At 72.2% G+C, this 21,282-nt stretch carries 18 protein-coding genes, 1 tRNA gene and 1 riboswitch; of the genes, 4 read left to right on the forward strand and 15 right to left on the reverse strand.

Annotated features, from left to right (window positions below; translation table 11 throughout):
* Nucleotides 1-41: 41 nt before the first annotated feature.
* Nucleotides 42-860, forward strand: coding sequence for a hypothetical protein (locus A8713_RS12515; RefSeq protein ID WP_173860966.1), 819 nt, complete (start codon nt 42-44; stop codon nt 858-860).
* Between the two features lie 96 nt (nt 861-956).
* Here the strand turns inward: A8713_RS12515 and A8713_RS12520 are convergent, their stop codons facing one another.
* Complete coding sequence (locus tag A8713_RS12520; protein ID WP_173860836.1) at nt 957-1,268, reverse strand: hypothetical protein; 312 nt, start codon at nt 1,266-1,268, stop codon at nt 957-959.
* A 97-nt stretch (nt 1,269-1,365) separates the two neighbouring features.
* Between A8713_RS12520 and A8713_RS12525 the strand changes: the two genes are divergently transcribed.
* Nucleotides 1,366-1,593 carry a DUF4287 domain-containing protein gene (locus A8713_RS12525; protein WP_018566949.1) on the forward strand — a complete coding sequence of 76 codons (228 nt, stop codon included), beginning with the start codon at nt 1,366-1,368 and terminating at the stop codon, nt 1,591-1,593.
* A 140-nt stretch (nt 1,594-1,733) separates the two neighbouring features.
* On the opposite strand, the gene A8713_RS12530 is transcribed toward A8713_RS12525, so the two are convergent.
* The 6 genes from A8713_RS12530 to A8713_RS12555 form a co-directional block, all read right to left on the reverse strand.
* Complete coding sequence (locus tag A8713_RS12530) at nt 1,734-2,660, reverse strand: Bax inhibitor-1/YccA family protein (RefSeq protein WP_064533503.1); 927 nt, start codon at nt 2,658-2,660, stop codon at nt 1,734-1,736.
* A gap of 226 nt (nt 2,661-2,886) precedes the next feature.
* Nucleotides 2,887-4,062 (reverse strand): 4-hydroxybenzoate 3-monooxygenase, encoded by a 1,176-nt coding sequence (locus A8713_RS12535; protein ID WP_064533505.1) that lies wholly within the window; start codon nt 4,060-4,062, stop codon nt 2,887-2,889.
* A gap of 191 nt (nt 4,063-4,253) precedes the next feature.
* Nucleotides 4,254-5,432, reverse strand: a complete 1,179-nt coding sequence (locus A8713_RS12540; protein WP_064533507.1) for an RCC1 domain-containing protein — start codon at nt 5,430-5,432, stop codon at nt 4,254-4,256.
* 219 nt (nt 5,433-5,651) lie between these two features.
* A complete protein-coding gene (locus A8713_RS12545) occupies nt 5,652-7,127 on the reverse strand; it encodes a sugar porter family MFS transporter (RefSeq protein WP_064533509.1) in 1,476 nt (491 codons plus the stop codon).
* Between the two features lie 178 nt (nt 7,128-7,305).
* Nucleotides 7,306-7,842, reverse strand: coding sequence for an SDR family oxidoreductase (locus tag A8713_RS34810; protein ID WP_335743771.1), 537 nt, complete (start codon nt 7,840-7,842; stop codon nt 7,306-7,308).
* Nucleotides 7,798-7,883 (reverse strand) — tRNA-Leu (locus A8713_RS12555). Before A8713_RS12555 ends, A8713_RS34810 begins: the two co-directional genes overlap by 45 nt.
* A 440-nt stretch (nt 7,884-8,323) precedes the next feature.
* Between A8713_RS12555 and A8713_RS12560 the strand changes: the two genes are divergently transcribed.
* Nucleotides 8,324-9,094, forward strand: a complete 771-nt coding sequence (locus tag A8713_RS12560; RefSeq protein ID WP_018566944.1) for an ABC transporter ATP-binding protein — start codon at nt 8,324-8,326, stop codon at nt 9,092-9,094.
* Between the two features lie 133 nt (nt 9,095-9,227).
* The gene (locus A8713_RS12565) at nt 9,228-11,759 is read left to right on the forward strand and encodes an ABC transporter permease (RefSeq protein WP_064533511.1); all 2,532 of its coding nucleotides are present in this window, start codon (nt 9,228-9,230) and stop codon (nt 11,757-11,759) included.
* Nucleotides 11,760-11,837: 78 nt separating this feature from the next.
* Here A8713_RS12565 and A8713_RS12570 read toward each other — a convergent pair whose 3' ends face one another.
* The 8 genes from A8713_RS12570 to A8713_RS12605 form a co-directional block, all read right to left on the reverse strand.
* Entirely contained in the window at nt 11,838-13,139 is a 1,302-nt protein-coding gene (locus A8713_RS12570; protein WP_064533513.1) for an SAM-dependent methyltransferase, read from the reverse strand.
* Between the two features lie 222 nt (nt 13,140-13,361).
* Nucleotides 13,362-14,741 carry an NAD(P)/FAD-dependent oxidoreductase gene (locus A8713_RS12575; protein WP_079158931.1) on the reverse strand — a complete coding sequence of 460 codons (1,380 nt, stop codon included), beginning with the start codon at nt 14,739-14,741 and terminating at the stop codon, nt 13,362-13,364.
* Nucleotides 14,742-15,256: 515 nt separating this feature from the next.
* The gene (locus tag A8713_RS12580; RefSeq protein ID WP_064533516.1) at nt 15,257-16,198 is read right to left on the reverse strand and encodes a Ppx/GppA phosphatase family protein; all 942 of its coding nucleotides are present in this window, start codon (nt 16,196-16,198) and stop codon (nt 15,257-15,259) included.
* Nucleotides 16,195-16,770 (reverse strand): DUF501 domain-containing protein, encoded by a 576-nt coding sequence (locus A8713_RS12585; RefSeq protein ID WP_064533518.1) that lies wholly within the window; start codon nt 16,768-16,770, stop codon nt 16,195-16,197. Before A8713_RS12585 ends, A8713_RS12580 begins: the two co-directional genes overlap by 4 nt.
* 26 nt (nt 16,771-16,796) lie before the next feature.
* Complete coding sequence (locus A8713_RS12590) at nt 16,797-17,273, reverse strand: FtsB family cell division protein (protein WP_064533520.1); 477 nt, start codon at nt 17,271-17,273, stop codon at nt 16,797-16,799.
* A gap of 147 nt (nt 17,274-17,420) precedes the next feature.
* Nucleotides 17,421-18,701, reverse strand: coding sequence for a phosphopyruvate hydratase (eno, locus tag A8713_RS12595; RefSeq protein ID WP_216826770.1), 1,281 nt, complete (start codon nt 18,699-18,701; stop codon nt 17,421-17,423).
* Between the two features lie 264 nt (nt 18,702-18,965).
* Nucleotides 18,966-19,724 carry a LysM peptidoglycan-binding domain-containing protein gene (locus tag A8713_RS12600; protein ID WP_064533524.1) on the reverse strand — a complete coding sequence of 253 codons (759 nt, stop codon included), beginning with the start codon at nt 19,722-19,724 and terminating at the stop codon, nt 18,966-18,968.
* 4 nt (nt 19,725-19,728) lie between these two features.
* Nucleotides 19,729-19,894: riboswitch (cyclic di-AMP (ydaO/yuaA leader) on the reverse strand.
* A gap of 182 nt (nt 19,895-20,076) precedes the next feature.
* The gene (locus A8713_RS12605; protein ID WP_064533526.1) at nt 20,077-21,273 is read right to left on the reverse strand and encodes a transglycosylase family protein; all 1,197 of its coding nucleotides are present in this window, start codon (nt 21,271-21,273) and stop codon (nt 20,077-20,079) included.
* Between the last annotated feature and the right edge of the window lie 9 nt (nt 21,274-21,282).

A 21,282-nucleotide genomic window follows, 5' to 3' on the forward strand; every position in this document is an offset into this window, starting at 1 on the left:
CGGGGGTCGACCTTGAACCCGGGAGTACGTCAGTGAGCGCCATGCCCATCGCCCTGCTGCTCACCACGGCCGCCACCGGCGCCGTGGGCGTCGCCGTCCTGCGCACCCTCTTCGCCCTGCGCCGCCAGGTCACGGCTCTGGAGCGGCAGCTCGCCGAGAACCACGCCGCCACCGCGCGCGCCCTGCTGCCCGCCGCCCGCGGCCACGCGGACGCCGAGCAGATACGCACCGCCGTCGTGCAGGCACTGGCCGAGGAGCGGGAGCGCGAACTGGCCGAGGCGCGCGCCTTCTGGGCCGCCCAGGAGGCCCGGGACGCGGCCGACACGCCCTCCCTGCTCGGACTGCCCGACAGCGAGCTGTTCCTGCCGCGCCAGGCCGATCTGGCCGGTCTCGAACACCTGGAGCCGGTGACCGAGTCCGGCGCGGAGGCCGACGAGTTCTCCGGTCTGCCCGGCAAGGACACCGCGGGCGGCGCCGCCGGCGACTCCCCCGAACTGGCCGCGGCCCGCCGCCGCCATCCCTCGCACCCGGACTTCACCCCGCACCCGTCCCCGGTCGTGGGCGACCACGAGCGCACCGTCGCCGCGCTGGAGGAACTGGCCGACGCCCGGGTGGCGCTGGCCGATGTGCGGCCCGGCCCGCTGGGCACCCTCGACGTGTACGTCTTCTCCGACGGCACGACCCTGTGCATGACCCCGGGCCACCGCGAGACCGCCGAACGGCTGGCCGCGGCCCTGCACGCGGGCGAGACCCCGGTGCTGCTGGGCGGTTCGGGCGTGTCCGGCGCCTACACCCTGACCTTCGCCTGCGGCGAGGAGAACGTGTACATCCTGGCGGACCGCGTCATCGCCTCGCTCTGACCCTCCGGTCCGGGCCCGCGCCCCGGCTCTTGGGTCCGGGCCCGCTCAGGCCCGTCGGCCGACCCGGCGTACAGGCCGCTTCCCGCGCGCGGGCGCTCACACGCCCGCGCGTTTCTGCGCCTCCTCCACCAGCCGTACCGCCTCCTCGACCTCGGCGTCGGTGGTGAGGACGAGCGCGAGGTCGTGTCCGGCGACGGTGATCTGGTCCGCGGCGGCGAACATCCCGGCGTCGGGCATCTCGCGCGGTTCGGCCGCGGGGTCCTCCAGCAACTGCGCCCGCCGGGACAGCTCCCGGGCCAGCCCCAGCGCCTCGGTGGCGCCCGCCCGTTGCAGCCGGCTCTGCGGCGCCGCCCTCAGACGGTCGGCGAAGTGATCCACTGCCCGGGTCAGAGATGTCGTGTCAACCACGCCGCGAGACTACGCGTCGTCCCCGGACTGTTGCCAACGCGCCGACGCTCAGGCACGGTGACGTGAAGGACCGGCTTCACAGCGTCCGGAGGCGCCGATGTCCCAAGTCTTCTCCGAAGAGACCCACCGCAACCTGCTCGCCCGCATTCCCCAGTGCACCGGCCGTGAGCTCGCCGACTGGCTGCGCACCGTCGACGAAGGGCCCGCGCTCTGCTTCGAGGAGCGGCTCAGCTGGCTCCGGCAGGAGCACAACCTCGCGTACGGGCACGCGAAGGCGATCATCCACGAGTACGACCTGCGCCGGGCCGCGCGCAGGCTGCTCTAGCCGCCGCACCGGCCGCACCGCCGCACCGGCCCCGAGATGCCGCCGCACACGCAAGGGCCCCGGCTCCGGCCGGGGCCCTTGCGTACGCGGGCGTATCGCGCGCGGTGCGATGCGGTGACCGCCGGTCGCCGCCGCTCCCGCTAGTCGTTGCTGTTGAGGATCGCGATGAGCCGCAGGAACTCCAGGTAGATCCACACCAGCGTCAGCGTGAGGCCGAAGGCGGCGAGCCAGGCCTCCTCGCGCGGGGCGCCGTAGGCGACACCGTCCTCGACCTGCTTGAAGTCCAGGGCGAGGAAGCAGGCGCCGAGCAGCACGCCGACGATGCCGAAGACGATGCCCAGGCCGCCGCTGCGGAAGCCGAGGCCGTCACCGCCGCCGAACACGGCGAACAGCGTGTTGACCACCATCAGCAGCACGAAACCGAGCGCGGCGGCCATCACGAAGCCGTAGAAGCGCCGGTTGACGCGGATCCAGCCCGCCTTGTAGGCGACCAGGACGGCGGCGAAGACCGCCATCGTGCCGAGCACGGCCTGCATGGCCGCGCCGCTGGCGATGCGGTTGTCGACGACGCTGGAGAACATCCCGAGGAAGACGCCCTCGAAGGCGGCGTAGCTCAGGATCAGCGCGGGCGAGGCCGTGCGCTTGAAGGACTGGACGAAGCCGAGCACCATCGCGATCAGCGCGGCGCCGATCCCGATGCCGTAGGAACGGCTGAGGTGCGCGTCGTCGACCGGCAGCAGCGCCCAGGCGAGGGCGGCCGTGACGACCAGCACACCGAGCGTGGACGCGGTGCGCGCGACGACGTCGTCCATCGTCATCCGGCCGGGGGCGGCCGGGGCCTGCGGCGGCGTGCCGGTCTGCACGTCCTGCTGGCCGTAGGGGTTCTGAGCGTAAGGGTTCTGCGCGTAGGGGTTGCCGCTCGGCTGGGCGTACGGATTGCCCTGCGCGTACGGGTTGCCCTGCGTGCCGACTGCGGGGCCCCCGGCCTGCGGCGCGGTGTTGAAGCCCGCGTAGCCGTTGTCGCGGCTGAACCCCCGTCGCGAGAAGACCGGGTTTCTGCTCCTCATCTCACTCCTCCATGGCCGCACGTCGCGGCCTTGGCTCAAGAGTAATGGAAAGGCAAAGGATCGACCCTACTACCTGGGAAGGATCTTTCCCTCCTTCTGCTGCCGAACACGCTACGCGGACAGGTGATTCCCGGCCATGGCCGGGGCCTTTCCTGACCGAGCCGCGACCTGCCCGGAACCGGCCGGAGATCATCGGGCGCGCCGGCGGCCGGGACGCCCGCGCGTGTCAGCCGACCGGGAAGCCCGTGTACGCCTCGGCGAGATCCGCCCCGGCGGACCGGCAGGTGGCGATCCGGTCGAGCCGGGCCAGGTGCAGCCGCTCCTCGAAGCCGTCGACCTCCGGCGAGCGGTGCAGCATCGCCGTCATGTCGTAGCTGAAGCGCTCGGCCTGCCAGACGCGCCGCAGACAGGTGGCCGAGTAGGCGTCCAGCAGTTCGTCGGAGCCGGTGTCGCGCCGGTGGACCAGCGCCCGTGCGAGGGTGACGACGTCGCCGACGGCGAGGTTGAGCCCCTTGGCGCCGGTGGGCGGGACGATGTGGGCGGCGTCACCGGCCAGGAAGAGGCGGCCGTGGCGCATCGGCTCGTGGACGTAGGACCGCATCGGGGTCACCGACTTCTGCGTGATCGGCCCGCGCTCCAGGCGCCGGCCGCCGGGGGTCTCCAGGCGGCGGTCCAGCTCGTCCCAGATCCGCTCGTCCGGCCAGGCGGCCGGGTCGGTGTCCGCGGGCACCTGGAGGTAGAGGCGGGAGACGGCGGGCGAGCGCATGGACAGCAGGGCGAAGCCGCGCTCGTGGCGGGCGTAGACCAGCTCGTCGTGCGAGGGGGCGACGTCGGCGAGGACGCCGAGCCAGGCGAAGGGGTACGTCCGTTCGAACACCTGGGAGAGCGCGGCGGGCACGGCCCTGCGCGCCACCCCCCAGAAGCCGTCGCAGCCGACGACGTGGTCGCACTCCAGCACGGACTCGCGGCCCTCGTGCCGGAACCGTACAAAGGGACGGTCGCCCTCCGTCCCCTCCACGGCCAGCGCCTCCGCCTCGAACAGCAGCGGGCCGCCGTCCTCCAGCCGGAGCGCGACGAGGTCCTTGCACACCTCCGTCTGCGCGTACACCAGCACGGACTTCCCGCCGGTCAGCGCCGGGAAGTCGACGCGGTGGCGGCGCCCGGCGAACCGCAGCTCGATGCCGTCGTGCCGCAGCCCCTCCCGGTCCATCCGCTCCCCGGCCCCGGCGGCGCGCAGCACGTCCGCGGTGCCCTGCTCCAGGATCCCGGCGCGCTGGCGCTGCTCGACGTAGGCGCGGTCGCGGCTCTCCAGGACGACCGAGCCGATCCCGGCGTTGTCGAGCAGCCGGGCCAGGAGGAGACCGGCAGGACCGGCTCCGATGATGCCGACGGTGGTGCGCATCGGTCGTCCTCTCGGGTGGGCGTCGTTGCCGCGGGGCGTGTCCTCGTGCCCTCGACGGGCTCTTGTTCGTCTGGTGAAGTTTCCTTCACCGATGCGACACCGAGTTTCCGCCCGCCCCGAGGCGATGTCAATGGCCCCCGGGCGGGCGCGGACGGCTCCCCCGGTGGGCGTCGGCCGTCACCGGACGGCGCTCACCCGGCGACGATCATGTGCCGGCCGGACACGTCCACGGCGGGTCCGGGCAGCGGGACGCGCACCGGCACGGCGGTGCCGCCCGGGGCGTTCGGGGCGAGCGCCAGGCCGGAGCCCCAGCCCCACAGCCCGCCCTCGGTGTCGATGGCGTACGCGGTGAACTGGTACGCGGCGATCCGGCTGATCCGGGGCAGGCCGGCCACCCGCAGCGGCCGCGCGGAGACATGGCCGGAGGTGTCGCCGTCGCCCAGTGAGCCGCTCGCGCCCCGGCCCCACGCCCACACCGCGCCGTCGCGGTCCAGGGCGTACGCCACGTTCTCCCCGCCCGCCACCTGCACCGCCCCGCGCACGACCGGCACCCGCACCGGCCGCCCGCTCTGGCCGCCGCGCGGCTCGACGCCCAGCAGCCCGTGCGCGTTGTTCCCCCAGGCGCAGACCCGGCCGTCCGCCTTCACCGCGACCACGGCCTCGCCCGCCGAGGCGACGCCGACGGCGCCGGAGACACCGCGCACGGCCGTGAGGCGGGTGCCGTCCGTGTCACCGAGCACGTCGGTCAGGTCGACGCCCCAGCCCAGGACGCGCCCGTCGCCGCGCAGGGCGAAGGAGTTGAGCAGCCCCGGGCCCATCGCGACCACGCCCTTCACGCCGGGGACCAGCCGCGGGACGCTCACCCCGTCGTGGCCGCGCCGCCGCCCGGCCTCCACCAGGAACCGGTCGGCACCCCAGCCGGCCACGCGGCTGTCGCGCAGGACGGCGTAGAACGTCGAGCCGCTGTTGTACACGGCGCGCGCCGGGCCGATCCCGGTCACCTGCCGAGGCGTCGCCTCGTACACGCGTTCGCGCGCGCCGTGCCCCAGGGAGCCTTCGACGTTGACGCCGTAGGACCAGACGGTCCCGTCCGCCCGGACGGCCACGGTGGTGTATCCGCTGTCCGCCACCGAGACGACGTCGCTCCAGCCGGGCACCGCCCGGCGGGCGGGGGTGCCCTCGGGTGCCTGGAAGTGCGGCGCCCAGGTCCACACGGTCCCGGCCCGCGCCGGTGCCGGTGCCGGGCGCGCGGCCGGTCCCCCCGGGCAGCCCGGCGCGCCGAGCACCGCGCGGTCGGGCTTGCTGCACCCGGCCAGCGCGAGGACGGCGGCACCGGCGACGAGCACACGCGGCCAGGACATGGCAGCCATGGGACGCTCCTGTCTGGATCCTGGCCCGCACCGCGCGCGGCGGGCGGTCCGGGGCGACCGCTCGCCCCCGCGCCCACGGTGCCGTCCCCGCCTCCCGCGCAGCAGCCGTACGCCCGCTCATCCGCACCGGCCCGGTGCCCAGGCGGGGCTGAGCAGGTGCGCGGGGGTGCGCCGGGGCCGGTCTGAGTACGGCGACTCAGGCGCCGGGACGGGAGCCCGTCAGTGTCCGCCGCCGGTACGGTCGGCGCCGGTCCGGGCGCGGTCCGGCCCGGGGCGGGAGCGGCCGAAGCGGGCCCCGAGAGCGGCCCCGATCTCCTCCGGCGTGCGGTCCTTGGTCTCCGGGACGAACCGGGCCACGAACAGCAGGCCGAGGAAGCAGATGACGGCGAAGACGAGGAAGGTCTCGCCCTGCCCGATGACGGCGACCAGCGGCAGGAACGCCTGGCTGACGGCGAAGTTGGAGATCCAGTTGGCGGTGGTGGCCGTGCTGGAGCCCAGGGCGCGGGAGGCCGGCGGGAACACCTCGCCGACCAGGACCCAGAAGACGGGGCCGAGGCCGCCGGCGTAGACGGCGATGTACAGGAGCATGCACAGCAGGGACAGTTCGGAGTTCCAGCCCGCCATGAAGCTGATCCCGAGCAGCGCGACCGTGAGCGCCATGCCGGACAGGGAGACCAGCAGCAGGGTCCGCCGCCCGGCGCGGTCGATCAGCCGGGACGCGACGATGGTCATCACCAGGTTGATGGCGCCGATGAAGACGGAGTAGAAGATCGAGTTCGAGGCGCTGAGCCCGGTCTGCTCGATGATGGTCGGGGCGTAATAGATGATCGTGTTGATCCCGCCGAACTGCTGGACGGCGGCCATGCCCAGGGCGACGACCAGGGCCGGCCGCACGCTCCGGTCCAGCAGCGCGCGCCGGCCCCGCGCCCGCGAGCGCCCCTGCGCTCCCCCGCCGTCCGGGCCCTGCCCCTGCCGCTCCTTCAGGTCGGCCACCATCCGCTCGGCCTCCTCCCGCGGCATGACCCGGCACAGCACCGCGCGCGCCCGGTGCCACTGCCCGCCCCGGACCAGCCAGGGCAGCGACTCGGGGACCGTGAGGAGGACGCCGAGGCTCAGCAGGACGGCCGGGACGGCGCCGAGGGCGAACATGACGCGCCAGTCGCCCGTGCGGGAGAAGGCCAGGTCCACCAGGTACGAGACGAGGATGCCGGTGGTGATCATGAGCTGGTTGGCGCTGAGCACGCGTCCGCGGATGTCGGTCGGGGAGATCTCCGAGAGGTACACCGGGACCGTGGCCGAGGCCGCGCCGACCGCCAGCCCGAGGACGACCCGGCCGACCAGCAGGTGCGCGTAGCCGGGCGCGGTGGCGGCGATGGCGGTGCCGACGACGAAGACGGCACCCTCGACGGCGACCGCCTTCCTGCGGCCGAGCCCGTCGGCGAGCCGCCCCGCGAGCAGCGCGCCGGTCATCGCGCCCAGCAGCAGGACGCTCACGATGCTGCCCTGCTGGGCGGCGGACAGCCGGAAGTCCCTGGTGACGAAGAGCAGCGCGCCCGAGACGACGCCGGTGTCGTACCCGAAGAGGAATCCACCGACCGCGATCGTCCCGGCCCACCGGTAGATCTTCCGTTTCCCCCCGGCCTCCAGCCGGACGAGCGGCCCCTGCGTCCCCGGCTCACGGGAGAAGCCCTGCATCTGACCGTCCCCTGTCCTGAGTGCGCAGCACGGTGCGAGCCAAGGCATTCCGTACGGGGACCGGACGGAAACAGCCGTCACCCGGACGCGCTCCCGCCCGGCGCGGACCAGGGGCGGGTGGGGCCCGGCCCGCTCACCCCTGGCTCTTGGCTGCTCGCCCCTGGCTCTTGGCTGCCGCTCAGGCGCCTACGGCGGAGAAACCGCCGTCCACGTGCAACACCTGCCCCGTGATGGCACGGGCCGCGTTGCTCAGCAGGAAGGCGACAGTGTCGGCCACCGGCGTGGCGTCCGATGTGTCCCAGCCCAGCGGGGCCCGCTCGGGCCAGAGTTTCGCCAACTGGTCGAAGCCCGGGATGGACTTCCCCGCCATCGTCGTGATCGGGCCGGAGTCCACCGCGTTCACACGGATGCCCTTCGGGCCGAGGTCCCGGGCCAGGTAGCGGTCGACCGACTCCAGCGCGGCCTTCGGAGGAAGCCGGCGGCAGGCCCCGAAGGCGGCGCCGGGCCGCCGCTGGACGCCTCGCCGTTCGTCGGCGTTCCCGGGTTCGTCTGCGCGATTGGCATATGCATACGATCTCCGTGCGCGCCGAGGCGCCCGGAGGAAGCGGTGACACGTGTGACGAGGACAGCGCCGACCGGTCGTTCCACCGTGTCGACGCCGCTGCTGCGGTGGTGCCCGGAACCGGACTTGAACCGGTACGCCCGCGAGGGGCAGCGAGGTTTAAGCTCGCCGTGTCTGCATTCCACCATCCGGGCAGGCCATGGGCACCGCGCTGAGATTCCGAGCCTATCGGGGAGCACCCTTCGGGCATCGGGCAGGCGGACCGATGTTGTCTTATTTTATTGGCGTCTGAGGGTGCATCAGCACACGGAAGAAGCCATCGGCACTTGCCAACAGCGTTACGGCCGACAAGCGCCCGTGCATGCGGAATGACGGAATTTCACCGTCCGAACAAGGACGCTCCACCTGTTCCTGACCTCCCCCTTCCGGGGGAAGCGTCCGGGCCGCTCTCAGGGGCCGGCGTCATCCCCAGGTATGACGCGGGCGACCGCGGTGCGACCCGAGTCGCCCCCCGGAACCGGAACAGCGGCTGACTTCACGGACCGGATCGGCGGGAACCATGGAAGACATCCCCGGGAACGGGGAAACCGAGAACCCACAGCCGAGCACCTCCGTCCCGACAGGAGCAGCCCCCGTGACCACCTCTTCCATCGCCGGACGCGCCACCGCAGTGGCCGCGCGCGCCACGGATCTGTCGAAGATCTACGGACAGGGCGAGACCCAGGTGGTCGCCCTCGACCGGGTCTCCGTCGACTTCGCGCAGGCCGAGTTCACCGCGATCATGGGCCCCTCCGGGTCCGGCAAGTCCACGCTGATGCACTGCGTCGCGGGGCTGGACACCTTCTCCTCCGGTTCGGTGCGCATCGGCGACACCGAACTGGGGTCCCTGAAGGACAAGCAGCTCACCAAGTTGCGCCGGGACAAGATCGGGTTCATCTTCCAGGCGTTCAACCTGCTGCCGACGCTGACGGCGCTGGAGAACATCACGCTGCCCATGGACATCGCGGGCCGCAAGCCGGACAAGCAGTGGCTGGACACCGTCATCAACATGATCGGGCTGTCCGGGCGCCTGAGCCACCGTCCCTCGCAGCTCTCCGGCGGCCAGCAGCAGCGGGTCGCCGTGGCGCGCGCCCTGGCCTCCAAGCCGGACATCATCTTCGGTGACGAGCCGACCGGGAACCTCGACTCGCGCTCGGGCGCCGAGGTCCTCGGCTTCCTGCGCAACTCCGTGCGCGAGCTGGGCCAGACCGTGGTGATGGTCACCCACGACCCGGTGGCGGCGGCGTACGCGGACCGCGTGGTGTTCCTGGCCGACGGCCGGATCGTCGACGAGGTGTACGGGCCGACGGCGGACTCCGTGCTGGACCGCATGAAGCAGTTCGACGCCAAGGGCCGCACCAGCTGACGCGCCCCGCCCCCGGCCGGACCGGCTGAGAAGCCCAAGGCCGCACCCCGCCGACCCGCCCGGGGCGGCGGCCGGCACGGTCCCGCCCGCGGCCCCGCCGCACCCCCACCTCGTACACCTGGACTGGACAACCATGTTCCGCACCGCCTTGCGCAACGTACTCGCGCACAAGGCCCGGCTCCTCATGACCGTGCTCGCCGTGATGCTCGGCGTCGCGTTCGTGTCGGGGACCCTGGTCTTCACCAACACCATCTCCGACGCCTACCAGAACAGCTCCGCCAAGGGCTTCGGCCATGTCGACGTGGCCGTCGAGCCGAAGCACCAGGACAGCGAGGGCGACCGGGTCGGCACGACGCCGGACCTGACGCAGGCGCTGCTCGACCGGAGCGCCCGGGTGCCGGGCGCGGACTCGGCGCTCGGCGTCGTGCACGGCTTCACCGCGATCGCCGACAAGGACGGCAAGCTGATCGGCGGCGGCTACCAGTCCCAGGGCGGCAACTACTGGGGCGCGAAGGACCCGCGCTACCCGCTGGTCTCCGGCACCGTCCCGCACGGCAAGGACCAGGTGCTGATCGACTCCGAGACCGCCCGCCGGGCCGGCTACGGGGTCGGCGACACCGTGCGCGTCTCCGTCGACGGCCCCGTCCTCACGCCCACCGTCAGCGGCATCTTCACCACCGACGACGGCAACGTCGCCGCCGGCGGCAGCCTCGCCCTGTTCGACACGGCCACCGCGCAGCAGCTGTTCGGCAAGCCGGGCACGTACGACGAGATCGACGTGAAGGCGAAGGCCGGTGTCAGCCAGAGCACACTGAAGGCGCAGCTGGACGCGGTGCTGCCGAAGGGCAGGACCGAGACCACCACGGCCGAGAAGCTCGCCGACGACCAGGCGAAGGCGATCTCCTCGGCGATGAGCAGCATGAAGCGGGGCCTGCTGGTCTTCGCCGGGATCGCGCTCTTCGTCGGCACCTTCATCATCGCCAACACCTTCACCATGCTGGTCGCCCAGCGCACCAAGGAGCTGGCACTGCTGCGCGCGGTCGGCGCCTCGCGCCGCCAGGTCACCCGCTCGGTGCTGATCGAGGCGTTCGTGGTGGGCGCGGTGGCCGCCGTGACCGGTCTGCTGGCCGGTATCGGCATCGGCGCGGGTCTGAAGGGCCTGATGGGCACGTTCGGTGCCACCGTGCCCGACGGGCCGCTGGTCATCACGCCCGGCACGGTCGTCGCCGCGCTCGCCGTCGGCGTCCTCGTGACCATGCTGGCCGCGTGGCTGCCCGGCCGCCGGGCCGCGAGGATCCCGCCGGTGGCGGCGATGAGCAGCCTGCACGCGCAGGCCACCACCAAGTCGCTGGTGCTGCGCAACACGATCGGCGCGCTGTTCGCCGCGGCCGGCATCACGGTGGTGATCGCGGCCACCACGATGGACGCCGACGCCGCCCAGGCCCCCATGGGACTCGGCGCGGTGCTGCTGATCATCGGCGTGTTCGTCCTGACCCCGCTGCTGTCCCGGCCGCTGATCGCCGCCGCGGCCCCGGTGCTGCGTCTGTTCGGTGTCTCGGGCAAGCTGGCGCGGCAGAACTCGGTGCGCAACCCGCGCCGCACGGCGGCGACCGCGTCCGCGCTGATGATCGGGCTGACCCTGATCACCGGGATGACGGTGATGGCCGGCAGCCTCCAGCACGCGATCGACAAGCTGGCCGCGTCCGCGATCCGCGCCGACTACGTGGTGTCGATGGCCAACGGCAACGGCCTCTCCCCGGACGTCGACAAGAAGCTGAGCCGCGCCGAGGGCGTCACCGCGACCAGCCCGCTGCGCAACGCGCCCTCCCGGATCGGCGGGCAGACCGAGTACCTGACCGGCGTCAACGGCTCCGTCATCGGCAAGCTGACCGACCTGGACGTCAAGGAGGGCGCGTTCACCGTCGGCGGCGACCGGGTCGTGGTGGACGACAGCACCGCCAAGGACCACCACTGGGGCGCGGGCTCCGCCTTCACCGTCTCCTACGAGGACGGCAGGAAGCAGCAGCTCACCGTCGCCGGGGTCTACGAGGGCAATGCCATGATCCGCGGGATCATGCTCGACAACGCCACCCTCGCCCCGCACCTGCGGGCCGACGCCACCGACATGCAGATCATGGTCAAGACCGCCGACGGCACCTCCGCCGCCGCCAAGGACAAGCTGGTCAAGGCGCTCGGCTCCAACCCGGCCATCAAGATCCAGGACAAGAAGGACATCTCCAGCGAGATCGCCCAGGCGTTCACGCTCATGCTGAACATGCTCTACGGCCTGCTCGCCATGGCGGTGATCGTGGCGGTCCTCGGGGTGATCAACACCCTGGCGATGTCGGTCTTCGAGCGCTCGCAGGAGATCGGGATGCTCCGCGCGATCGGCCTGGACCGCAAGGGCGTCAAGCGGATGGTCCGCCTGGAGTCCCTGGTGATCGCCCTGTTCGGCGGTGTCCTCGGCATCGGTCTCGGCGTGTTCTTCGGCTGGGCGGCCGGTCAGCTGGTCGGCTCCACGATGGCGACGTACGAGCTGATCCTGCCGTGGGGCCGGATGGCGGTCTTCCTGCTGCTGGCGGCGCTGGTCGGTGTGCTGGCCGCCCTGTGGCCCGCCCGCCGCGCGGCCCGGCTCAACATGCTCGAGGCCATCAAGGCGCAGTGATCCGCCCCGCGGACGACCGCGGGAGGGGCCCGTTCCGGCACGGAACGGGCCCCTCCCGCGTCCTGGCCCAGCGGAGCCCTAGGCGGCGCCCCAGGTGCGGGCGCGCAGCGGTATCCCCGACGCACCGGAGTCGGGGGTCCTCACCGCGAGCACCTGGTTGACGCCGATGCGGTTGCGTTCGAAGGCGAGCGCGGAGGCCGCCATGTACAGCTGCCAGACGCGGGCGCGGCCGGGGCTGGTGAGCCGTACGGCACGGTCCCAGTGCTGCTCCAGGTTGGCGACCCAGCGGCGCAGGGTGAGCGCGTAGTGCTCGCGGATCGACTCCACGTCGCGCACCTCGAACCCGGCGCGCTCCAGCTGCGTGACGGTGGTGCCGATGGGCGCGAGTTCGCCGTCCGGGAAGACGTAGGCGTCGATGAACTCGTCCACCCGGTACGCCGACTCGTCGCGCTGCGGGCGGCGGCCGATCTGGTGGTTGAGCAGCCGCCCGCCGGGCCTGAGGAGGGCGTGAAGGACGCCGGCGTACTCCAGATAGCGTTCGGCGCCGACGTGTTCGGCCATGCCGATGGAGGAGATGGCGTCGTACGGTCCGTCGCTCACGTCCCGGTAGTCCTGGACGCGGATCTCCACCCGGTCGGTCAGCCCCTCGTCGGCGACGCGCTTCCTGGCGTAGGCCGCCTGCTCCTGGGAGAGGGTGACGCCGACGACGCTCACGCCGTGCTCGCGGGCCGCGTGGACGGCCATGGAGCCCCAGCCGCAGCCGACGTCGAGCAGGCGCTGACCGGGCTTCAGGTCCAGCTTGCGGGAGATGAGTTCGAGCTTGTCGTGCTGCGCCTGTTCGAGGGTGGCCCCGGGCTCGGGGGCCGGCCAGTAGGCGCAGGAGTACACCATGGACGGGCCGAGGACGAGCTCGTAGAAGTCGTTGCCGACGTCGTAGTGGTGGCTGATGGCGCGCTTGTCGGTGCGTTTGGTGTGCAGGTGGCCGGGGCGGCGGACCTCCTCGGCGGGCGGGGCGGGCGGCAGCGGCGGGCCCGCCATCCTCACCAGGCCCGCGACCGCGGAGCGCACCGACGGGTCGCGCAGGGCGGCGGCGAGGCCGCGGCTGTCCTCGCCGCGGTCCCAGATCAGCCCGGAGAGCAGGCCGAGGGCGGTGTAGAGGTCACCGTCCACGGTGAGGTCACCGGCGACCCAGGCGCGGGCCAGGCCCAGTTCGCCGGGTTTGAACAGCAGGCGGCGCAGGGCGCGGCGGTTGCGGACGACGAGCACGGGGGCGCCGGGCGGGCCCGCCTCCGTACCGTCCCAGGCGCGGATGCGCACCGGGAGCGGTGCTCCCAGCAACTGTTCGAGGAGTCTGGTGAGCCGCAGCGCGGCGTCGGGCATGGTGCACACCTCCGTGACGGCGAACGCCGGATGTCATCCACCACGTAAACACCGCGCGGGCCCTGGCGCAGTCCCGCACGCGGGTCATGAACGGGCAAAGTAGTTGCAGCAACCACGTATTTGGGGCGGCGCCGGGCGGCCCGGAGGCCGGACACGCCGAAGGGGCCGCCCGCACCACGGATGGCGGGCGGCCCCTTCAGAAGAGGGTGCTCGGGCCGGGCGTCAGGACGCCTTGGCCTTCTCCTCGGTCTTCTGCGCGGGGACCGGGGCGGGCTTGGCGGCCTCGTAGAACTCCTCGCGGGGGTTCTCCATGGCGCCCAGCGAGACGACCTCGCGCTTGAGGAACATGCCGAGGGTCCAGTCCGCGAAGATGCGGATCTTCCGGTTCCAGGTCGGCATGGCCAGACCGTGGTAGCCGCGGTGCATGTACCAGGCGAGACGGCCCTTGAGCTTGATCTTCATCTTGCCCATGACGATCATCGCGACGCCCTTGTGCAGGCCGAGGCCCGCGACCGCGCCCTTGTTGGCGTGGCTGTAGTCCTTCTGCGGGAAGCCCCGCATACCGGAGACCACGTTGTCGCCGAGGACCTTGGCCTGGCGCAGCGCGTGCTGGGCGTTCGGCGGGCACCAGGCGTTCTCGTTGCCCGCCTTGCGGCCGACCAGGTCCGGCACCTGGGCGTTGTCGCCCGCGGCCCAGATGTAGTCGGTGCCCTGCACCTGGAGCGTCGGCGCGCAGTCGACGTGACCGCGCGGGCCGAGGGGCAGACCGAAGCGGGACAGCACCGGGTTGGGCTTGACGCCGGCCGTCCAGACGATGGTGTTGGAGTCGACCTCCAGCCCGTTCTTCAGCACCACGTGGCCGTCGACGCAGGAGTCCATGGAGGTGGAGAGGTAGATCTCCACACCGCGGCTCTCCAGGTGCTCCTTGCCGTACTGGCCGAGCTTGGGGCCGACCTCGGGGAGGATCTTGTCGGCGGCGTCGACCAGGATGAAGCGCATGTCCTCGCGGGACACGTTGGTGTAGTACTTGGCCGCGTCCCGGGCCATGTCCTCGACCTCGCCGATGGTCTCCGCGCCGGCGAAGCCGCCGCCGACGAAGACGAAGGTGAGCGCCTTGCGGCGGATCTCCTCGTCGGTGGTCGAGTCGGCCTTGTCGAGCTGCTCGAGGACGTGGTTGCGCAGGCCGATGGACTCCTCGATGCCCTTCATGCCGATGCCCTGCTCGGCGAGGCCGGGGATCGGGAAGGTGCGGGAGACCGCGCCCATGGCGATGACCAGGTAGTCGAACGGCAGCTCGTACGCCTCGCCCACCAGCGGGGCGATCGTGGCGACCTTGCGGTCCTGGTCGATGGTCGTGACCCGGCCGGTGAGGACCTCCGCCTTGGGAAGCACGCGCCGCAAGGGGACGACGACGTGCCGCGGGGAGATGCTGCCGGCGGCGGCTTCGGGGAGGAAGGGCTGGTAGGTCATGTACGACCGGGGGTCGACGACCGTGACGGTCGCCTCTCCGTAGCGCATCTTCTTGAGAATGCGCCGAGCTGCGTACAGGCCTACGTACCCACCGCCTACTACGAGGATCCTGGGACGCTCCGTGGTGCTCATGGCATCGAGTATCCACCCGTTCCCGGGGGGTGCCTCGTGCGCCCCTTCACAAGCTTCGGGAGGGCCTGTGTTAAACTCCGCGCCCCTCGTGACGCAGATCATGATCGCGGAAGCGAACCGATGGGCGACTTGGGACGTTGTCAAGGGCGCGTGAGCTGCCGCTCCGATCTCCGGGCGGCTCCGGAGGGCCGCCGCAGGACCCGCTCGCGGGGCCCCGTCCGGACACTCCCCCGAACATCATTCACGCTCCGCAGACCCCCTCTGCGGGCCCGCCGGAGGGCCCGGATCGCCCTGCCGGACCGAATTCCTTGTGAAGAACTTCACGAAGTTTTCCGACGGCGCGTCATCCGCCCGCCCGCGCCCCCCGTCCCGGCCCGCTCATGCGTTGTCGCGCCTGCTCAGCAGAGGTTACCAGCGGGTAGGAAAGGGGGTGTGCCGGGCCGCCCCGGGCCGTGCGTGCGGCGCCCCGGCGGTCCGGCGGTCCGGCGGTCCGGCGGTCCGGCGGTCCGGCCGGGCTACGCCACGGACCAGGCGATCCCGTCGAGGATGTCGTGCTCGCTCACCACGACCTCCGTGGCGCCGACGCGCTCCATCACGGCCAGCAGGACCAGGGCGCCCGCGCCGATCACGTCGACGCGGCCCGGGTGCAGCGAGGGGATGGCGGCGCGCTCGGCGTGGGTGGCGCGGAGCAGCGCACTTGTGATCTCGCGGACCCGCTCCAGGGAGACGCGGGAGTGGTGGATGCGGGCCGAGTCGTAGGCGGGCAGTTCCTGCGCGACGGCCGACACCGTGGTCACCGAGCCGGCCAGGCCCACCAGGGTGCGCGCCTCGCGCAGCGGCACCGACCGCTCGGCCAGGTCCAGGGCCGCCTCGATGTCGGCCCGTATGGCGGCGATCTGCTCCTCGGTGGGCGGGTCGCTCACCGCCCCGTCGCGGACCAGGTGACGCTCGGTCATCCGCACACAGCCCACGTCCACCGAGCGGGCGGCGCGCACCCGGTCGTCGCCCACGACGAACTCCGTCGAGCCGCCGCCGATGTCCACGACCAGGAACGGGGTGGCCAGATCGGTACGCCCCGTCAGTTCCTTCGTCGCACCCGTGAACGAGAACTCCGCCTCCTGGTCGCCGGAGATCACCTCGGGCTCCACGCCCAGGATGTCCACCACGCCGCGCACGAACTCGTCCCGGTTCTCCGCGTCCCGGGAGGCGGAGGTGGCCACGAACCGCAGCCGCTCGGCTCCGTACTCCTTGATGACCTGCGCGTACTCCCGGCAGGCCGCGAAGGTGCGCGCCAGCGCCTCGGGGGCGAGCCGGCCGGTGCGGTCGACACCCTGGCCGAGCCGCACGATCGTCATGCGCCGGTCCAGGTCGATCAGTTCGCCGGTTTCCGGATTCGCGTCCGCGACGAGCAGACGGATGGAGTTCGTGCCGCAGTCGACGGCGGCCACCCTGGTCATGCGTCCCCCTCCGTGCGGTCCGTGAGGTCCGTGTGATCCGTGTGATCCGTGTGATCCTCGGGCACGGTCACGCACGGGCCCTTGCGCCACCACTCGGGCAGCATCGCGATGGCCTCGTCGCCCAGCGGGTTCACGCCGGGCCCGGCGGCCAGCGAGTGGGCGACCAGGACGTGCAGGCACTTGACCCGGTCGGGCATGCCGCCCGCGCTCGGAAAGCCCGTCAGCTCCTCGATCTCGTCCCGGCGCCGGATGTAGTCCTCGTGCGCCGCCCGGTAGGCCGCCGCCAGCTCCGGGTCGCTCGCCAGCCGCTCGGTCATCTCCTTCATGACGCCGTCGGCCTCCAGCGTGCCGATCGCCGAGGCGGCGCGCGGGCACGTCAGGTAGTACAGCGTCGGGAAGGGCGTGCCGTCGGGCAGCCGGGGGGCCGTCTCCACGACGTCCGGCTGACCGCACGGGCAGCGGTGCGCGATGGCGCGCAGTCCGCGCGGCGGCCGGCCGAGCTGCTGCCGGAAGGCCGCGACGTCCGCGTCGGTGGGTTCGGTGCGCTCGGTGGGCGGCGGGGGCGTTTCCATGCCTGTGGGGAAGTCTCTCTGTCGGTTCACTGGCGGGCGGCGTCGGACTTGTCGACCCCGTACCAGACGTTGGTGTACCAGGGGCGGCGGGCCGGCCCCTGCTCGGCGCGGGACTGCTTGGCCGGGCCCGGGTCGACCACGGTGAAACCGGTCTCGCCGGGCAGTACGTAGTGCAGCCGCTGCCGGATCTGCTGCTGGGCGTAGGCGTCGTCCTGCCAGCGCGCCTTCTGGTCGCGCAACTGCTCGACCCGCTCGCGGGCCTGCTGCTTCTGCCGCCTCAGATCGGCGATGTCGGCGCGCTGGGCGACGTACTGGCGCATCGGGTACGCCAGGGCGACCACCAGCGAGCAGACGACGAGCGCGAGCAGCGCGGCGCGCCCGGTGAGCCGGGAGCGGCGGGCCTGCCGCCGGGTCTGGGAGCGGTAGACCCGGGCCGCGGTCTGCTCACCGAGCAGCCTGAGCCTGGTCGCGGTGGAGAACCGGTCCCGGTCCTTCACGGCCATCGTCGCGCCTCCCGTTCCTGCCCCGCGCATGCCGTCCATGCCCGCTCACACGTGCGTACGTCCCCGGACACGGTACGGGACCGGGTGCGGGGACGTACGGACGACTGGCTCGGCCTCACCTTTTTACGGGCTCGGCCCGCGCGCGGCTCAGCCCTTGAAGCGGGGGAACGCGCTGCGGCCGGCGTACACCGCGGCGTCGTCGAGGATCTCCTCGATGCGCAGCAACTGGTTGTACTTGGCGACGCGCTCGGAGCGGGCCGGGGCGCCGGTCTTGATCTGGCCGCAGTTGGTGGCGACGGCGAGGTCGGCGATGGTGACGTCCTCGGTCTCGCCGGAGCGGTGCGACATCATGCACTTGAAGCCGTTGCGCTGGGCCAGCTCGACGGCGTCCAGGGTCTCGGTGAGCGAACCGATCTGGTTCACCTTCACCAGCAGGGCGTTGGCGCTGCCCTCCTCGATACCGCGGGCCAGGCGCTCGGGGTTGGTGACGAACAGGTCGTCACCGACGATCTGGACCTTCTCGCCGAGGCGGTCGGTGAGGACCTTCCAGCCGGCCCAGTCGTCCTCGAACAGCGGGTCCTCGAGGGAGACCAGCGGGTAGGCCGCGACCAGCTCCTCGTAGTACTCCGTCATCTCGGCGGCGGAGCGCTCCTTGCCCTCGAAGAGGTACTTGCCGTCCTTGTAGAACTCGGAGGCGGCGACGTCGAGCGCGAGGGCGATCTGCTCGCCGGGGGTGTAGCCGGCTTCCTTGATCGCTTCCAGGATCAGGTCCAGGGCCTCGCGGTTGGAGCCGAGGTTCGGGGCGAAGCCGCCCTCGTCGCCGAGACCGGTGGCCAGACCCTTGTTCTTCAGGACCTTCTTGAGGGTGTGGTAGACCTCGGCACCCCAGCGCAGGGCCTCGGAGAAGGACTCCGCGCCGATCGGGGCGATCATGAACTCCTGGATGTCCACGTTGGAGTCGGCGTGCGAGCCGCCGTTCAGGATGTTCATCATCGGCACCGGCAGCAGGTGCGCGTTGGGGCCGCCCAGGTAGCGGAAGAGCGGGAGGTCGGACGCCTCGGAGGCGGCGTGCGCGACGGCGAGGGAGACGCCGAGGATGGCGTTGGCGCCGAGCGAGCCCTTGTTGTCGGTGGCGTCCAGGTCGAACATGGCCTGGTCGATCAGGCGCTGCTCGGTGGCGTCGTAGCCGACGAGCTCCGGGCCGATCTGCTCGATGACGGCGAGGACGGCCTTCTCGACGCCCTTGCCCTGGTAACGGTTGGGGTCACCGTCACGCAGCTCGATGGCCTCGAAGGCGCCCGTGGAGGCGCCGGAGGGGACGGCGGCACGACCCGTGCTGCCGTCGTCGAGGCCGACCTCGACCTCGACCGTGGGGTTGCCTCGGGAGTCCAGGATTTCCCGGGCTACGACGACGTCGATGGACGGCACGAGCATCTCCTTCGTGGATGTGACGCTGAAAGTGCGGGGCTTGTGAGCCGTGCGACTAGAGCCTAACCGTCCCGGGCCGCCGACCGGCCGACCGACCGTCCCGTGGACAGAGTGACGGTACACATTGTTTCAGCACGGAACAAAGAAGACGGGAACGGGGGTCCGAACGGAAGGTGAAATGCCCCCGCCCCGGCGCGTACGGGGGAGAACGCACCGGGGCAGGGAGCCCGTGGGGACGGGGGGTGGGGCGGTGGCCGCCGCGCCTTACTTCAGGTGCAGCTGCTGGCCCGGGTAGATGAGGTCGGCGTCGTCGACGATGTCCTTGTTCAGCTGGAAGAGCTTCTCCCAGCCGCCCTGGACGTGGTGGGCGGCGGCGATGGAGCTGAGCGAGTCGCCGGCGGTCACCTTGTACTCGCCGTCGCCCTTCTTCACCTTCTTGCCGGTGGGGGTGGTGACGGTCTTCTTCGGGGCCGGGCGGTCGGCGGAGCGGCCCGCGGCCTGCTGCTCGGTGGAGCGGGTCGTGGTGCTGCTCTTGGAGCTGCCGGCGCCACTGCTCTTCTTCGCCGAGGACGACGAAGAGGAGGAGGAAGACGACGAGGACGACGAGGACGAAGAAGAGGAGGACGACGAGGAGCTGCCGCCCGAGTACGCGGCGCCGGACAGGCCCTTGCCGCACACCGGCCAGGCGCCCTTGCCCTGGCCCGCGAGGACCTTCTCGGCGATGGCGATCTGCTGGGACTTGCTGGCCAGGTCGGCACGCGGCGCGTAGGCGGTGCCACCGAAGGCGGCCCAGGTGGAGTTGGTGAACTGGACGCCGCCGTAGAAGCCGTTGCCGGTGTTGATCGACCAGTTGCCGCCGGACTCGCACTGGGCGACCGCGTCCCACTCGGAGGCGGTGGCGGCGGAGGCGTTGCCGGCCGCCATCAGCGGGCCGGCGACGGCGACGCCGGTGACACCGGCGAGTGCGATGGCGCGAGTGGCCTTGGACGGACGGCGGTGCTTGCCCTTGCCGGAAAACAGCATGGAAGGATCCCCTCACCGACGCCTGCGAGGTGAGCTGTCGGGTTCGGGCCGGTTGAGTTGCCCGGCCGTGCCTTCCGAGAGGCACGGCTTCACCCCCAGCCGCTCCGGTCAACTGCCCGGTGCGGCACTTACCTTGGGTCCCCCGCTCCTGCCTGCGGCGCTTGACGCGACGACTGTTCCCGTACGGCCGCTGGCAGGATTCGGCGTTGCGGCAGCCGGGGCTCGCGGTGGCGAGCGGTCATGACCGTAGACAGGTGATCCGCCGGATTTCAAAGACGATCAGGGCTTCTGAGACTCATCCCACACTTTCACCGAATAGGACATACAAGGCGAAGCGTGACGTGAACTCCCGCTACTTTTGGGCGTTTTCGGCGGGGACATCCAGGCTCTGACCGGCGACGATGTGGTCCGGGTCGGCCCCGATGGCGCCCTTGTTGGAGTCATAGAGCGCGTGCCACCCGCCGTGCAGGTCGAAGGAGTCGGCGATGGACGTGAGCGAGTCGCCGGTGCGCACGGTGTAGGAGCCGGCGGACGAGGCGTGTGCGCCGCCGCCCCGGGAGGCGTGCCGGCCGCCCGCGGCGCCGTCCGCCGTGCCCTCGTCGGCGCTGCCGCCGCGGTGGCGGCCGCCGGAGCCGAGCGCGCCGGTGTCGACGAGCGCCGAAGAGCCGACATCCTGAACGTAGTTGTCCGCATCGCCGGAGTTGTCACGGTCCTGGTCCGGGGTGCCGGCGCCCGTGCCCGTGGACGAGGTGGCGTCGGGCGTGCCCGCACCGGACTCGGCCGGGCCGTCCGTCTTCCCGGGCGCAGAGGGTCCGTCGGACGGTCCGGTGGTGGCGCCGTGCGAGGCGCCGGTCCCGTGTGAGGCTCCGGGCGTTTCGGTGGCGTCCGGCGAAGAGCCGGACGAACCGGAAGAGTTGTCGGCGTCCTGGGGCGAGTCGGACAGACCGCCCTCGCCGGTACGGGGCTTCCCGGACGCGTCGGAGCCGCCGGAGCCGTCGGAGTCGCCACCCTTGCCCGTGGAACCGGAGGTTCCGGACGAGGCGGAGCCCTTGTCGTCCTTGTCGCCCTTGTCGTCCTTGCCGCTCTTGTCACCCTTGTCCGACGAGGTGGATCCGTCCGCGCCGGACGCCGAGGAGTCGCCGCCCACGCCCGTGTCGACGTCGGCCGTACCGGAACCCTTGGTGAGCCCGGCCAGCAGCCCGCAGGTGTGCCAGGCGCCGGGCCCCTTGTCGGCGAGGATCTTCTCGGCCACGGCTATCTGCTGGGAGCGGCTGGCCTGGTCGGCGCTGGCCGCGTAGGAGAGGCCGCCGTACGCCTCCCAGTCGTCCTGGGTGAGCATCAGGCCGCCGTAGTAGCCGTGGCCGTTGTCGGCGCTCCAGGAGCCGCCGGTCTCGCACTGCGCCACCTTGTCCCAGGTGGTGCCGTCGGCGGCGCTCGCGCCGGATGCGGCGACCAGCGGGATGGCGATGGCCGAGCCGGTCACTCCGGCGGCGACGAGGAGGGCCGGAGCCTGGCGGGGGCGACGGTGACGACCGTTCCCGGAGAGCATCTGGAGACC

The organism is Streptomyces sp. SAT1 (genome assembly GCF_001654495.1).
Classification (GTDB): domain Bacteria; phylum Actinomycetota; class Actinomycetes; order Streptomycetales; family Streptomycetaceae; genus Streptomyces; species Streptomyces andamanensis.

Excerpts from the sequence above, each read along its gene's own strand:
- A8713_RS12515 (WP_173860966.1), top strand. The coding sequence starts at position 42 with ATGCCCATCGCCCTGCTGCTCACCACGGCCGCCACCGGCGCCGTGGGC.
- A8713_RS12525 (WP_018566949.1), top strand. The coding sequence starts at position 1,366 with ATGTCCCAAGTCTTCTCCGAAGAGACCCACCGCAACCTGCTCGCCCGC.
- A8713_RS12530 (WP_064533503.1), bottom strand. The coding sequence starts at position 2,660 with ATGAGGAGCAGAAACCCGGTCTTCTCGCGACGGGGGTTCAGCCGCGAC.
- A8713_RS12535 (WP_064533505.1), bottom strand. The coding sequence starts at position 4,062 with ATGCGCACCACCGTCGGCATCATCGGAGCCGGTCCTGCCGGTCTCCTC.
- A8713_RS12540 (WP_064533507.1), bottom strand. The coding sequence starts at position 5,432 with ATGGCTGCCATGTCCTGGCCGCGTGTGCTCGTCGCCGGTGCCGCCGTC.
- A8713_RS12545 (WP_064533509.1), bottom strand. The coding sequence starts at position 7,127 with ATGCAGGGCTTCTCCCGTGAGCCGGGGACGCAGGGGCCGCTCGTCCGG.
- A8713_RS12565 (WP_064533511.1), top strand. The coding sequence starts at position 9,228 with ATGTTCCGCACCGCCTTGCGCAACGTACTCGCGCACAAGGCCCGGCTC.
- A8713_RS12570 (WP_064533513.1), bottom strand. The coding sequence starts at position 13,139 with ATGCCCGACGCCGCGCTGCGGCTCACCAGACTCCTCGAACAGTTGCTG.
- A8713_RS12575 (WP_079158931.1), bottom strand. The coding sequence starts at position 14,741 with ATGAGCACCACGGAGCGTCCCAGGATCCTCGTAGTAGGCGGTGGGTAC.
- A8713_RS12580 (WP_064533516.1), bottom strand. The coding sequence starts at position 16,198 with ATGACCAGGGTGGCCGCCGTCGACTGCGGCACGAACTCCATCCGTCTG.
- A8713_RS12585 (WP_064533518.1), bottom strand. The coding sequence starts at position 16,770 with ATGGAAACGCCCCCGCCGCCCACCGAGCGCACCGAACCCACCGACGCG.
- A8713_RS12590 (WP_064533520.1), bottom strand. The coding sequence starts at position 17,273 with ATGGCCGTGAAGGACCGGGACCGGTTCTCCACCGCGACCAGGCTCAGG.
- A8713_RS12600 (WP_064533524.1), bottom strand. The coding sequence starts at position 19,724 with ATGCTGTTTTCCGGCAAGGGCAAGCACCGCCGTCCGTCCAAGGCCACT.
- A8713_RS12605 (WP_064533526.1), bottom strand. The coding sequence starts at position 21,273 with ATGCTCTCCGGGAACGGTCGTCACCGTCGCCCCCGCCAGGCTCCGGCC.